This window comes from Mesorhizobium captivum (genome assembly GCF_033977165.1).
In the GTDB taxonomy this organism is placed as follows: domain Bacteria; phylum Pseudomonadota; class Alphaproteobacteria; order Rhizobiales; family Rhizobiaceae; genus Mesorhizobium; species Mesorhizobium captivum.
On sequence record NZ_JAVIJB010000010.1, the window covers coordinates 13,525 to 26,880 of the forward strand.

Genomic DNA, 13,356 nt, shown 5'->3' on the forward strand with positions numbered 1-13,356 from the left:
TTACGATCTCGGCTGGCCGATCGTGATTTCAATGGTGCCGACACCATCGACGCTGCCGGTGATCCTGTCGCCCGCGTGAACCGCGCCGACGCCGGCTGGCGTGCCGGTGAAGATCAGATCGCCCGGCTGAAGCTCGACCGCCTCGCTGCAGATCGCAACGACATCGGCAACAGGCCAGATCAGCTCGGCGAGGTCGCCATCCTGTTTTACCTCGCCGTTGACGGCGAGCCAGATGCGGCCCTTTTCGGGATGGCCTGACTTTGCGACCGGAAGCAGCGGGCCGCAGGGCGCTGAGCGGTCGAATGCCTTCGACCAGTCCCACGGCCGCGCCGCCTTCTTGGCCTGGTCTTGCAGGTCGCGGCGGGTGAGGTCGATGCCGACGCCATAGCCCCAGACATGGGCAAGGGCCTCGGCGCGGGGAATGCCGAATCCGGCCTTGCCGATCGCGACGACCAGCTCGATCTCATGGTGGAGATTTGAGGTCAAAGGCGGGTAGGGGATCTCGGCGCCGCTGTCGACAACGGCGTCGGCCGGCTTGGTGAAGAAGAAGGGCGGATCGCGCTCGTCATTGCCGAGCTCGCGTGCGTGTGCCGCGTAATTGCGGCCGACGCAGAAGATGCGGCGCATGGCAAACCGCTCCGCCGAGCCGGCGACGGCAACCGAAGCGATCGCTGGCGGCGGAAGGACGAAGTCTGTCATGGGCTTTCTCTGCGTTGGCATGAATCTGCCTGCACATTCGGCCGATTTCGACGAGCGAGCAAGGCACTACAGCGCCGCGCGTCCTTTCGGATGCGCAAAGGACGCTGTAGCACCTTGATTTGGCGCATGATCCTTTCCGAAAATGGTTCCGATTTTCGGGGTCATGCGCTAAGCCTCGGAAATCATTGGCCTGTCGTTTTGCCGACACCGCGACTTTCGGCGATGTACTATTTGGCAATAATCTGTCCATGGTCACGGGACTATCCTGTGCCTGAAAACCGAACCGATGTCCGAACCTATAAAATGACCGCCGTCAGCGATCGCGCCCGCTTCCTGATCATCGACGACCACCCGCTGTTTCGCGAGGCGCTGCACAGCGCTGTGCAGATGGCCTACCCGGATGTCGACACGGTCGAGGCGCGCTCGATCGCGGAGGCGATCGAACTTCTGGCCGACGCAAAGCCGTTCGATCTCGCGCTCCTCGATCTGAGTATGCCTGACGTGCATGGCTTCGAGGGACTGCTGCAGCTCAGGACCCGCTATCCGCGGCTGCCGGTGGTGATCGTGTCGGGCTATGAGGAGCCGAAGATCATTTCCGAGGCACTGTCCTACGGCGCCGCCGGCTTCATCCCGAAATCGGCGCGCAAGAGCGATCTCGCCGCCGCCATCCGTTCGGTTATGGACGGCGCCGTCTATGTGCCGGAAAACTACGAGGGCCAGCCGCCGGACGCCGACAGCACCGACCGTGCCGACATGGTGCAGCGCCTGGCGAGGCTGACGCCGCAACAGCTGAGAGTGCTGCAAATGCTGCGCCAGGGCATGCTCAACAAGCAGATCGCCTATGAGCTGCAGGTGGGCGAGACCACCGTGAAAGCGCATGTCTCGGAGATTTTGCGCAAGCTCAACGTCTACAGCCGCACACAGGCGGTGATCGAGGTCTCGAAGCTGGACAATGCGGAGCTGTTTCGCGATCAGGCGGGGTTTTGAGGGACAGTCCTAAAGCGCGTCGCGATCTTTCAGGTTCGCTCCGTGCACTTTAGGTTTTTGATTTTACGCATGTCTTTGTCCCGAAACCGGTTCCACTTTCGGGAGACATGCTTTTTAAGCCAGCAGATGCGCCAAGAGCGCCCGCAGCTGCGCGGGCTTCAGCGGCTTGCGCATCAGCTCGATGCCGGCGGCGCGGGCGGCCTTGGCGACGAGCTCGGAGCCGTCGGCGGTGACGATCAGCGCCGGCACCGGGCGGCCGAGATAGTCGCGCACTTCGGCTATTGTTGAGGTGCCGAGATCGCCGCCGTCGAGATGCTGGTCGGCGATGACGATGTCGGGAACCCAGTCGGTGTCGCCGATGAGGTCGAGCGCATCGTCGGTCGAGGTGGCGGCGCGCACCAGGCATTGCCAGCGCTCGAGCAGCGAGGACATGGCGCTCAGCACATCGGCGTCGTTCTCGACCAGCAGCACCTTGGTGCCGAACAGGCCGTAGCCGCGCGGCCGCTCCATGTCGGCGGCGCCTGCCGCCGGCTCGGCAGCGGCGCCCATGCCGACCGGCACGTCGATGTGGAAGATCGTGCCGCGCCCGACCTTCGAGGAGAAAGTGACGGGGTGGCCGAGTGCCGCGGCCATGCGGCGCACGATCGCCAGGCCGAGGCCCAGACCGCCAGCAAGTCCTCCGTCGACAAGGGTCGAGATACCGCGATGGAACTCCTCGAAGACCGCCTCGCGCTGGTCGTCAGGGATGCCGCAGCCGGTGTCGGCGACATCGATGCGGATGGTGTCGCCGCGATGCCTGGTGCCGACCAGCACGCCGCCTGAGCGGGTGTAGCGCAGCGCGTTGGAGAGGATGTTCTGCAGGATGCGGCGCAGCAGGGTGCGGTCGGAGCGGACGACGACATTGACCGGCCGGAATTTCAGCGACAAGCCTTTCTTCTGCGCCTCCGGCAGGAAGTCCGAACGCAGCGAGGAAAACAGCGCCTCCAGGCTGACGTCGCCGATTTCGGGCTGGACCACGCCGGCGTCGAGCTTGGAGATGTCGAGCAGCGTGCGCAGCAGATCTTCCATCGTCTCCAGCGAGCGCTCGACCTGGCGCACCAGCTTCTTGCCTTCTTCGCTGGTCTGCACTTCGGCGAGTGCCGAGACCGACAGGTGCGCGGCGTTGAGCGGTTGCAGCACGTCGTGGCTCGCGGCGGCGAGGAACCTGGTCTTGGAAAGGTTCGCCAGTTCGGCGTTTTCCTTTGCGGCGCTGAGCTCGATGTTCGACCGCTCGAGCCGACGCAGCGTCGTATGCAACTCCTCGGTGCGGGTGCGCACCTGGTTCTCCAGCGAGATCGCGGTCTGGAACAACGAGAAAGCGTTGACCTGCTGGTCCATCGAGCGTTCGACGCGGCCGACGAGAGCGGCGTTGATCTTCTTCAGCTTCTCGATGTCGTCGATATCACGAAGCGGCATGGCAGTTCACTCGACCGCCCGACGCTCACCGAAGGCGATGCCGGTGAAGGTCTGGTTGAGATGCATCGAGCGGTACTGCTCGCCATAGGTGCCGAAACCGATGACGTTGCTGGTGCGGTAGAGCTCGGAAATATCGCGGAAGACCTGGCGGTTGCGCGCGTCGAGCCGGCGCAGCACGCAGTCGAAGCCGAGCACCATGTCGATACCGCCGAGCTTGCGCTCGACATCCAGCAGGGCGGCGCGTGTCGCTTCCACCATGTTCTTAGGCTGGGCGATGGACAGAACGACGCCGTCGTCGATGGCGCAGTAGAAGGACAGCGAGCCGTCGGCATGCATCCGCTGGATCGAGCGGCAGTAATATTCGCCGCCAACCTTCACCACGACAGGGTGTGACGCGAAGCTCAGCGGTGTCAGAGCCTGGGGTACCATGCCGACGGAGGCGGCGTATTCCTCCGCGGCGTTGGTGGCGTTGAATTCGCGCACGATTCGATGGTCGGGATCGGCCGCCGTCACCACCAGCTTCTCGTCGGTGGGGATGAAATTGTCGGTCTTGAAGACATGGAAGGGGATATCGGTCGCGATCAGCACGACGATGGCGCTGTCGGAAGCGACCTTGCCGTTCGAGATCAGCCTTGTCGTCTCGAATTTCAGGTCGTCGCCCGCCGAGCCGCCAATCAGCGGAATATCATCCAGTCCCCAGTGGATCGCCGAGGTGACCGCTTCCTCGGCATAGGATAGCCCATCGATGAAGCAGAGCGCGAACACGCTCTTCGCCCGCTCGTGGCCGGCGCGGCCGCGCAGCAGGCGCCGCAGCGAGGCGACCTCGCCGGTGATCCTGTCCATTCCGGACGAGGAGAGGTTCTCGACCATGGTGCTGGCGGTCGAAAACGATGCTTTTGGCAAAAGCAGCGCGAGGACATGGCCTTCCTCGAGCCCTTGCGGCGTGATCTCGCCTGCGGTCGAGCAGCCGGCATAGTCGAGCGACGGCGCGTGCAGCCTCAGCGCATGCGCCAGTACCGAAGCGTCGACGAGGCTTTGCGAGAAAAAGAGCAGCGCGAAACCGGCGTCGACGGTTGTCGCTTCGGCCGCAATGGCCCTGGCAAAAGCATCTGGGTCGGGCTCATCCGTGGTGAGCGCCGAGAGGCCGCATGCGTAACGCGTGCTCGAACTGGCCAGCTTGCCTCCTCCCCTAGTTCCTCCGACGCTGTTTTGTGCGTGTCTTCTTGTGCGTGTCCGGCACGCGTGCGTCGACGCCATCTTTGCCTTCAATCCGGGTTTTGGCAATGGGGCCGGGCGTGGTGCCGCACAACGCTTTGGCCATGACCGAAAGTACAATTGGCGGAATGCCGGGCGCGCTGTTTGTTACCGTTGCGCGATACGAGGATAGCGCATTGCCGAAGCATCAGCACGGCATCGGCATTGGATGACCAAGGTTATACCCAGGGGAGGGGTTGCATGTCGGACGTGTCGTTGACTGTGAATGGCAGGCGGGTCAGCGGGAGCGCCGAAGACCGAACGCTGCTCGTGCATTTCTTACGGGAACATCTCGGCCTCACGGGTACCCATGTCGGCTGCGACACCTCGCAGTGCGGCGCTTGCGTCGTGCATGTCGACGGTAGAGCCGTGAAATCCTGCACGATGCTCGCCGTGCAGGCCTCTGGGTCGACCATCGTCACCATAGAGGGGCTGGCGAACGGTGCCGACCTGCATCCGGTGCAGGCTGCGTTCAAGGAGCATCACGGGCTGCAATGCGGCTTCTGTACGCCGGGCATGATCATGGCGGCGACCGACATGATCGCTCGCCACCCGCAAGGCCTCGACGAGGCCACCGTGCGCGCCGAGCTCGACGGCAATATCTGCCGCTGCACCGGCTACCACAACATCGTCAAGGCGATCCTCGCGGCATCGCAAGCGATGTCGAAGGGGGCCAAGAGCAAGGCCAGGCAAGCGGCTTAGGTGAATGGTCAATGGTGAATAGTGAATGGAGCCGCTGCCGGCTCCTCCTCTTTCGACCATTCACCATTTCACAATTCACCATTCACACTGAATTCGGGAGGAACTTCCGCAATGGGTATCGAAGGTGTAGGCGCTCGCGTGGCGCGCAAGGAAGACAAGAGGTTCATCACCGGCGGCGGCCGCTATGTCGACGACATGGTGGTGCCCGGCATGAAGCATGCCGTGTTCGTGCGTAGCCCGCACGCGCATGCGCAAATAAAGAAGATCGACGTCAAGAAGGCTCAAGCGATGCCCGGCGTCGTTGGAGTGCTGACCGGCAAGGAGCTCAAGGCCGACGGGATCGGCAATCTGATCTGCGGCTGGATGATCCATTCCAAGGACGGCACGCCGATGAAGATGGGCGCCTGGTCTCCCCTCGCGGTGGATAAGGTGCGCTATGTCGGCGACGCCGTCGTCATCGTCATCGCCGACACCAAGGGTCAGGCGCGCGACGCGGCGGAAGCGGTCGAGATCACCTACAAGGAATTGAAGCCGGTGGTCGAGGCGACCAAGGCGCTCGAAAAGGGCGCGCCGCAGGTCCATGCCGAGGCCGAGAACAATCTGATCTTCGACTGGGAGCTCGGCGACGGAAAGGCCACCGACGCGGCGATCAGGTCGGCGGCGCATGTCACGCGCATGAAGATCGTCAACAACCGCCTGGTGCCGAATGCGATGGAGCCGCGCGCTGCACTTGGTCACTACGACAAGGCCGAGGACCATTACACCTGCTGGACGACGTCGCAGAACCCGCATGTCGCCCGCCTGGTGCTGAGCGCCTTCTACAATGTCGCGCCTGAGAACAAGCTCAGGGTGATCGCGCCTGACGTCGGCGGCGGCTTCGGCTCAAAGATCTACATCTATCCGGAAGAGATCGTCTGTCTGTGGGCGTCGAAGAAGACCGGTGTTCCAGTCAAATGGGTCGCCGACCGCACCGAAAGCTTCCTCTCCGACGTGCATGGACGCGACCATGTCTCGACTGTGGAAATGGCTTTCGACAAGGACAACCGGATCACCGGCCTCAAGGTCGACACGATAGCCAATCTCGGCGCCTACATGTCGCTGTTCTCGTCCTGCGTGCCGACCTATCTCTACGCCACGCTGCTGTCGGGCCAGTACAACATCCCGGCCATCCACGCCAATGTGCGCACCGTATATACCAATACCGCGCCGGTCGATGCCTATCGCGGGGCAGGGCGGCCGGAAGCCACTTACGTGCTCGAGCGCATGATGGAGACGGCCGCGCGTGAGCTCGGCGTGTCGCCGGCGGAACTCAGGCGCAAGAACTTCATCACATCGTTCCCGCACCAGACGCCGGTGATCATGAACTATGATGCGGGCGACTATGCCACCTCGCTCGACGCGGCGATGAAGGCCGCCGACTATGCCGGCTTCACCAAGCGCAAGGCGGACGCCGCCAAAAAGGGCAAGCTGCGCGGCATCGGCATGAGCTGCTACATCGAGGCCTGCGGCCTCGCGCCGTCGTCGGCGGTCGGTTCGCTCGGCGCCGGCGTCGGCCTCTGGGAATCGGCGGAAGTGCGCGTCAACGCCGTCGGCACGATCGAGGTGCTGACCGGCTCGCACAGCCATGGCCAGGGCCACGAGACGACCTTCGCGCAGCTGGTCACCCAGCGCTTCGGCGTGCCGATCGATTCGGTCTCGATCGTCCACGGAGACACCGACAAGGTGCAGATGGGCATGGGCACTTATGGGTCGCGCTCGGGCGCCGTCGGCATGTCGGCCGTCGCCAAGGCGCTCGACAAGGTCGAAGCCAAGGCCAAGAAGATCGCGGCGCACCTGCTCGAAGCGGATGAGGGCGACATCGTCATCGAAAACGGCGAGGTCAAGGTCGCCGGCACCGACAAGAGCCTGCCCTGGTTCCAGGTGGCGCTTGCCTCCTACACCGCCCACAACTTGCCCGCCGGCATGGAGCCGGGCTTGAAGGAGACGGCCTTCTACGATCCGTCCAACTTCACCTTCCCGGCTGGTTGCTACATCTGCGAGGTCGAGATCGATCCGGAAACCGGCCTGACGGAAATCATCCAGTTCGTCGCGGCCGACGACTTCGGCAACATCATCAATCCGATGATCGTCGAGGGGCAGGTGCATGGCGGCATCGCGCAAGGCGTCGGCCAGGCGCTGCTCGAAGGCACGTATTATGACGCCAGTGGGCAGCTGCTGACGGCAAGCTATATGGACTACACCATGCCGCGTGCCGCCGACCTGCCATCGTTCAACGTCTCGACCTCGAACACGCCATGCCCGGGCAATCCGCTCGGCGTCAAAGGCTGCGGCGAGGCGGGTGCAATCGGCTCGCCGCCGGCGGTGATCAACGCCATCACCGACGCGCTCGGCGTCGTCGACATCGCCATGCCGGCATCGCCGTCGACCGTGTGGTCGGCCATCCACGCCAAGAAGCACTGAGAAGCGAATAGGGAATAGGGAGTAGCGAATAGGGGAAAAGCGCGGTGCGAAGGGACAGGTCCTATTCGCTATTCGCTACTCCCTATTCGCTCTTTCCCCGAAGGGAGAAAGACAGATGTATTCGGTCAACTACCACCGCGCCGCCTCGGTCGCCGAAGCCGCCAAGCTGTTGAAGAATGGCGATGCCAAGCTGCTCTCCGGCGGCATGACGCTGATCCCCGCCATGAAGACGCGGCTGGCGGCACCTTCCGACCTGGTCGACGTGTCGCGGCTGAAGGAGTTGCAGGGTATCAAGGTATCCGGCAAGACGGTCACCATAGGTGCTGCGACGACGCATTACGATGTCTCCGCCGACGAGAAGCTTAGGAAGGCCTGTCCGGCGCTCGCGCATATGGCCTCGCTGATCGGCGACCCGGCAGTGCGCTACAAGGGCACGATCGGCGGCTCGATCGCCAACAACGATCCTGCCGCCGATTATCCGGCGGCACTGCTGGCGCTGGGCGCGACGATCGTCACCAACAAACGCGAGATCGCCGCCGACAAATTCTTCAAGGGGCTGTTCGAGACGGCGCTGAAGGACGGCGAGATCATCACGGCGGTGTCCTTCACCGCGCCGGCCAAGGCGGCCTACCAAAAATTCCGCAACCCGGCCTCGCGCTACGCGATCGTCGGGGTGTTCGTGACCAAGGGCAAGGATGGGGTCAGGGCAGCGGTGACCGGCGCCGGCGACGACGGCGTCTTCCGCTCCAGGGAAATCGAGGCGACGCTGGCGAAGAATTTCGACGCCTCGGCGCTCGACGACCTAAAGGTGCCGGCGAAGGGCCTGATGAGCGATATCCATGCCTCTGCCGACTACCGCGCCAACCTGATCGCGGTGATGGCGAAGCGCGCGGTGGCCGCGGCCAACGCCTGAACGTTCTCAACCTCGGTGAAGAAAGGGGCCGTCGCGGCCCCTTTTTCTTTTGTATTCGCAACCGCTTGGCAGGAATTGCCTGAGAATTCGCGGCTTCGCACTTGCACAAGATTATTCCGCACTGCAAAATAAATGCGGCGGGAAACGAAGCGGTTCCGAGCACGGCTGTTCCGTGCCGGGGCCTCGAGTTGCGAAGGACGGGCATGACCGACATCTCCGCGACGGCCGGTGTCCTGCCGCGAGCCGCAGCCGACAGAGCGGCACGGACAAGGCTGGCCTATCTCGACGGCTGGCGCGGCCTGTCGATCGCGCTCGTGCTGATCGGCCATTTCTTTCCGGTTCCGGGAATCAACCTCGGGGTTCTCGGCGTCGAGTTTTTCTTCGTGCTCAGCGGCCGGCTGATGGGCGAGATCCTGTTCATCGAGCGCTTTCCGCTGAAGAAATTCTTCAAGCGCCGCTTCTCGCGAATATATCCGGCACTGCTGGTGTTCGTGTTTGCCGCCATGATTGGCCTTGCCGGAACCTTTATCGCCTTCAAATGGAAGGCGGCGCTGACGGCGCTCACCTTCACCTACAACTACGCCGGCATTTTCGTAAACCGCGCCGGCGCGCTCGATCATATCTGGTCGCTCGCCATCGAGGAGCATTCTTATGTCATCCTGGCGCTGATCAGCGTGGTGGTGTCCGGGCGCGCCAATGTCGTGCGGCTGCTCGTGGCGTTGTCGTTGCTGGCGATGGCCAACGGCGCCATCTCCTACCGGGTTCTCGGTATGGACTACGAGACCAGCTACTGGCGCACCGACGTGCATATCGCCTCGATCCTGCTTTCGGCGGCGATCTGCCTGCTCAAGGCCGACGGACGGCTGTCGGCATTCCTCAGGAATCGGCATGTGGCGCTGGCGGCGGCCGCGGGCGCGGTGTTGCTGTTCCTCGATCCGGTGCCGACGCCCGTGCACTATCTGCTGGGCGTGCCGCTGCTCGCGCTCGCCGTCAACACGCTCGACCATGCCGGCGGGTATCTCACCGGATTGCTGTCGTCGCGGCCGATGGTGATGCTGGGGCTGTGGTCCTATTCGCTCTATCTCTGGCAGCAGCCTTTCTACAAATTCGTCTATGATCGGGACGTCACACCGATCCCGATGCTGGCTGCGGTCTTCGCTTGCGCGCTGGCGAGCTACTATATCGTCGAAAAACCAGCCCGCGGCTGGCTCAACCGCAATTGGTGAGTTTCAGGCGCTGCCGTTCTTCCGCGCGGCGAGATAGCGACGAAGCCCTGCTTCGCCGCGCGGCGTGGTCCAGCGGTGGTTCCAGGCAAAGGCCGGCCTGAGCAATGGCGCGAGGAGTTTGAGGATCGGCCTTTCCACGATGACCTGCCAGGTGAGCTTCACATGCGTTCCGGTTCCGGACGGAAACAATTCCGCTCGCCATAGGCCGTCGAAATCGCCGAAGGTCTTCACCACCACCAGACGGCCTGGTTCGAGCTGGGCCGCCTCGATGATGAAGTTCAGCTCATAGGGCAGGGCGCCTCGCGCCCTGGCTCTCGCCCGCGACCCGACGACGCCCTTGCCCTTTTTGTCGAGGGGTTCGACCCCCTTATAGGCGTCGCCCCACCAGAGCGGCAGCAACTCGGCATCCGAAAGGACGTCCCACACTTCCTGCGGTGTCCCCTCCGGGATGTCCCAGCTCTCGTCGAAGCGAAAAGCGTTGCTCGGCATGACAAGGCCCCCCAAGCCAGCGAGCGGCTACATTAGCTCGGGCTTGTTTTTGGAGCCAGCGATGTTTGTCGTTCAGCCGGCGACCGGCTTGGCGTAGTAGCGCACCGACTTCTTGCCGCCGTGGATCACGGCGTCGCCGACCTCGGCGAAGCCGAGCGCTGCGTGGAAGGCGTCCGAGGCTGGGTTCGGCGGATCGGCATTGACCTCGCAGGTGACGATCGTGTGGCCGGCGCGGCGGGCGTGCTCGAACAGATCCTCATATAGCCGGCGCGCATGGCCACGGCCACGCGCCTCGGCCGCGACCACGACACGGTCGACATAGACGAAGCGCGGATAACGCTTGCGGAACCAAAGAAAATTCGGGCTGTCGTAGCGGGCGTCCTGATCGAAGCACATGATGAAGGCTCCGAGCGCGCCGATGCGGCGCGTGTAGAAAGCCTGCCCGATCAGGAACGACAACCGCTCAGGCTCGAGCCAGGACAGTTCGGCGGCATGCTGGTTGTTGAGGGTGAGGATAGCGACCTCGTCAGGGGGCGCGACTCGTTCGATCGGCAGCCGATCCTTCGACATCGTCTCAACCATCAAGCCCTCGCGGCCGCGATCGTTGCCGCCACCAGGGTCTCGTCGGTCACCGTGTTGCGGTATTCGCGATCGAGATCGGCGCCGCCCATGCCGACATGAGGGTTGCGGTAGCGCATGGCGCTCGGCACATCGGCAAGCGCTGCGAAATGCATCTCGGTCAGTCCGGTTCGCCTCAGGACTTCGCCGATATTGTCGGGCGCCAGTCCGCCGCAACCGAGGATGATGATGCGCTCGCCAGCCTGGCGAACGAGCTGCGCCAGCAGGGCGACGCCCTCCAGCGCCGTGTCGCGCTGACCGCTGGTCAACACGCGGCCGACCTCGCAGCGGATCAGTGCTTCGAGCGCCTCGGTTGGATCGCGCGTCATGTCGAAGGCGCGGTGGCAGGTGACGTTGAGAGGGCCGGCCGCCCGCACCAGCTCGCTCATGCGCGCCTCGTCGATGGCGCCGTCAGCGGTCAGGCAACCGACGACGACGCCGGCCACGCCGAGATCGCGGAGCGCGCCGACATCGGCGAGCATCGATCGGTATTCCGCCTCGCTATAGAGGAAATCGCCGCCGCGTGGACGCACGATGACATGGAAGGGGATGGTCGCGCGTTCGAGTGCTGCACGCACCGTGCCGAGGCTCGACGTGATGCCGCCTTCGACTAGGCTGGCGCAAAGCTCGACCCGGTCGGCGTTGGCGGCCTGCGCGGCAAGCAGCCCATCGATGCCTTCGACGCAGATTTCGATCAGCGGCTGTCGGGCGTCAATCACAAGTGTCCATCCATGCTTCAATAGGGTGACCAGCCCTAGCATCGGGTCGGCTGCCGCGAAAGCCGTATCGATCGGTCCAGCCATGGAGCACTGTCACTTCTAAGCAGCGCAAAAGCCGGTTGACATCGATAACTCTATGGTTATAGATAAATCCATAGCTGATAGGTTATTGATCTGAGCCGGTCAACTATGGGCTTCGTCGTCGGGCACGCTCCCCTGGAGCAGCAGCCCAGCAGCGCCATGTCTCCGCTTAGGAGACATTGTTGGAGAACCGGACAAGGAGGATGCCGTGAATGACATCACAGAAAGGCCGATGACTACTGAGACCAAATCAATCCTTGTCGAGCGGCTCCTACCGCACGCGGCCGACAAGGTGTGGCGCGCGCTGACCTCTCCGCATCTGGTCGCCGAGTGGCTGATGGAGAACGATTTTGAACCCGTCGAGGGCCACCGCTTCACTTTCCGCGCGAAGCCAGTGCCCGGCTGGTCAGGCGTGGTCAACTGCGTGGTGCTGAAGGTCGAGCCGCCGCATCTGCTCACCTACAGCTGGGGCGACGGAAGCGAGTCCGACAGCGGCTTGAAGACTGTTGTAACCTGGTCACTGACGCCTGAGGGGCCGTCCACGCGCGTGCGTATGGAGCAGTCCGGTTTCAGGCCGCAAGACGAGCCTGGCTACAAGGGCATGGGAAGCGGCTGGCCACGCATCCTGGAGCGGCTCGAACAAGTCGCTGCCGGGCAAGGCTGATATTCTCGGCATCGCGCTAGCCGAGGCGCGAACCTGACAACAGCAAACCAGAGCTGATCCCTGATGCAGTGCATTCAAGGGCTCGTGAAAGCATGTCCAAGGAGACAGACGATGGAAGCCAGATTGAAGAACCCGGTGATGCTCATTCCCGGCGCCCTGCAGGCGCTGTTGGCGCTGGACAAATCGACCGAAGTCGCCGAGGTGCCCTATGTGACGCGCAAGCTCATCCATCTGCGCGCCAGCCAGATCAACGGTTGCAGCGTATGCGTCGACATGCATGCGCGCGAGCTGAAGCAGGCGGGCGAGAAGGACGAGCGGATCTTTGCCGTCTCCGCCTGGCGGGAAACGCCTTATTTCACCGGCGCAGAACGCGCAGCCCTGGCGCTGGCGGAGGCCGCGACGCGATTGGCCGACCGCTCCGACGCGGTGTCCGACGATGTCTGGGACGAAGCCGCCCGCCACTACGACGACAAGGCGCTTGCCGCGCTGGTGATCCAGATCGCGCTGATCAACGCGTTCAATCGTCTGAACGCGCCGACCCGGCAACCGGTGGGCGCCTGGGGCTGACATATGGTTGGGTGTCCGGCTGGGCGCGCGCCTGATTGCGGAACAGCTGAAGCCCATTGCTTCAGGAGCCTGCCTGGTTACTGCTTCAAGATCGTATTCTTGGCGCCTTGTTCGACCTGGTCGATCACCAGGAGCTTGACCGGGTCGGCGCCGATATTGGCGGCCTGGTGCCATTGCCCGATCATCTCGACGATGAAATCGCCCGTCTTGTAGGTGTTGCTGCTGCCGGTCTCGACATTGGTGACCTTGAGCGTGCCTGCCTCGACATAGGCATAGCGCGGGAAGGGGTGCTTGTGCACTGGAAGCGTCGCGCCGGGCGCGATCTGATAGGCCGAAACCTGAACCTCGACGCTCCCCTGCGGCAGCGTGATCGGCTGGCCTGACGCGGTGGTCGTCTTGGAAGCAAGCGGCGTCACGACGACCGGCGTGCCGGAACTGTCCAGAGCGAGGGCGGTGCTTGAAGAAAGCGCTGCCGCCAGCAGCAGCGCCGATGCCAGGATGTTGCGCATGAATCCTCCCCGA

At 63.5% G+C, this 13,356-nt stretch carries 14 protein-coding genes; 7 read left to right on the forward strand and 7 right to left on the reverse strand.

Annotated elements, in window-relative coordinates; genetic code table 11:
• Positions 1 to 699, reverse strand: coding sequence for a fumarylacetoacetate hydrolase family protein (locus RFM40_RS10955; protein WP_320277536.1), 699 nt, complete (start codon positions 697 to 699; stop codon positions 1 to 3).
• Positions 700 to 1,002: 303 nt separating this feature from the next.
• Between RFM40_RS10955 and RFM40_RS10960 the strand changes: the two genes are divergently transcribed.
• Positions 1,003 to 1,686: a response regulator gene (locus RFM40_RS10960; RefSeq protein WP_126099704.1), complete on the forward strand. Its 684-nt coding sequence runs from the start codon at positions 1,003 to 1,005 to the stop codon at positions 1,684 to 1,686.
• A gap of 114 nt (positions 1,687 to 1,800) precedes the next feature.
• On the opposite strand, the gene RFM40_RS10965 is transcribed toward RFM40_RS10960, so the two are convergent.
• Positions 1,801 to 3,141, reverse strand: a complete 1,341-nt coding sequence (locus RFM40_RS10965) for an ATP-binding response regulator (RefSeq protein WP_320226528.1) — start codon at positions 3,139 to 3,141, stop codon at positions 1,801 to 1,803.
• Positions 3,142 to 3,147: 6 nt separating this feature from the next.
• Positions 3,148 to 4,398 (reverse strand): FIST signal transduction protein, encoded by a 1,251-nt coding sequence (locus RFM40_RS10970; protein ID WP_320277537.1) that lies wholly within the window; start codon positions 4,396 to 4,398, stop codon positions 3,148 to 3,150.
• Positions 4,399 to 4,596: 198 nt separating this feature from the next.
• Here RFM40_RS10970 and RFM40_RS10975 point away from each other — a divergent pair, with 198 nt between their 5' ends.
• The 4 genes from RFM40_RS10975 to RFM40_RS10990 all read left to right on the forward strand — a co-directional run bounded on the left by RFM40_RS10975 (position 4,597) and on the right by RFM40_RS10990 (position 9,696).
• Complete coding sequence (locus RFM40_RS10975; RefSeq protein WP_320277538.1) at positions 4,597 to 5,097, forward strand: (2Fe-2S)-binding protein; 501 nt, start codon at positions 4,597 to 4,599, stop codon at positions 5,095 to 5,097.
• Positions 5,098 to 5,208: 111 nt separating this feature from the next.
• The gene (locus RFM40_RS10980) at positions 5,209 to 7,557 is read left to right on the forward strand and encodes a xanthine dehydrogenase family protein molybdopterin-binding subunit (RefSeq protein WP_320277539.1); all 2,349 of its coding nucleotides are present in this window, start codon (positions 5,209 to 5,211) and stop codon (positions 7,555 to 7,557) included.
• A 115-nt stretch (positions 7,558 to 7,672) separates the two neighbouring features.
• Positions 7,673 to 8,470, forward strand: coding sequence for an FAD binding domain-containing protein (locus RFM40_RS10985; protein WP_320226532.1), 798 nt, complete (start codon positions 7,673 to 7,675; stop codon positions 8,468 to 8,470).
• A gap of 203 nt (positions 8,471 to 8,673) precedes the next feature.
• Positions 8,674 to 9,696 carry an acyltransferase family protein gene (locus tag RFM40_RS10990; protein WP_320277540.1) on the forward strand — a complete coding sequence of 341 codons (1,023 nt, stop codon included), beginning with the start codon at positions 8,674 to 8,676 and terminating at the stop codon, positions 9,694 to 9,696.
• Between the two features lie 3 nt (positions 9,697 to 9,699).
• On the opposite strand, the gene RFM40_RS10995 is transcribed toward RFM40_RS10990, so the two are convergent.
• The 3 genes from RFM40_RS10995 to RFM40_RS11005 form a co-directional block, all read right to left on the reverse strand.
• Positions 9,700 to 10,185 (reverse strand): SRPBCC family protein, encoded by a 486-nt coding sequence (locus tag RFM40_RS10995; RefSeq protein WP_320226534.1) that lies wholly within the window; start codon positions 10,183 to 10,185, stop codon positions 9,700 to 9,702.
• Between the two features lie 72 nt (positions 10,186 to 10,257).
• Positions 10,258 to 10,767, reverse strand: a complete 510-nt coding sequence (locus tag RFM40_RS11000; protein ID WP_320226535.1) for a GNAT family N-acetyltransferase — start codon at positions 10,765 to 10,767, stop codon at positions 10,258 to 10,260.
• A complete protein-coding gene (locus RFM40_RS11005) occupies positions 10,767 to 11,564 on the reverse strand; it encodes a copper homeostasis protein CutC (RefSeq protein ID WP_320277565.1) in 798 nt (265 codons plus the stop codon). Before RFM40_RS11005 ends, RFM40_RS11000 begins: the two co-directional genes overlap by 1 nt.
• A 271-nt stretch (positions 11,565 to 11,835) precedes the next feature.
• Here RFM40_RS11005 and RFM40_RS11010 point away from each other — a divergent pair, with 271 nt between their 5' ends.
• Positions 11,836 to 12,267 carry an SRPBCC family protein gene (locus RFM40_RS11010; RefSeq protein ID WP_320226659.1) on the forward strand — a complete coding sequence of 144 codons (432 nt, stop codon included), beginning with the start codon at positions 11,836 to 11,838 and terminating at the stop codon, positions 12,265 to 12,267.
• A gap of 111 nt (positions 12,268 to 12,378) precedes the next feature.
• On the forward strand, positions 12,379 to 12,834 hold the full coding sequence (locus tag RFM40_RS11015) for a carboxymuconolactone decarboxylase family protein (protein WP_320226536.1): 456 nt from the start codon (positions 12,379 to 12,381) through the stop codon (positions 12,832 to 12,834).
• Positions 12,835 to 12,911: 77 nt separating this feature from the next.
• On the opposite strand, the gene RFM40_RS11020 is transcribed toward RFM40_RS11015, so the two are convergent.
• Positions 12,912 to 13,343 carry a cupin domain-containing protein gene (locus RFM40_RS11020; protein WP_320226537.1) on the reverse strand — a complete coding sequence of 144 codons (432 nt, stop codon included), beginning with the start codon at positions 13,341 to 13,343 and terminating at the stop codon, positions 12,912 to 12,914.
• Between the last annotated feature and the right edge of the window lie 13 nt (positions 13,344 to 13,356).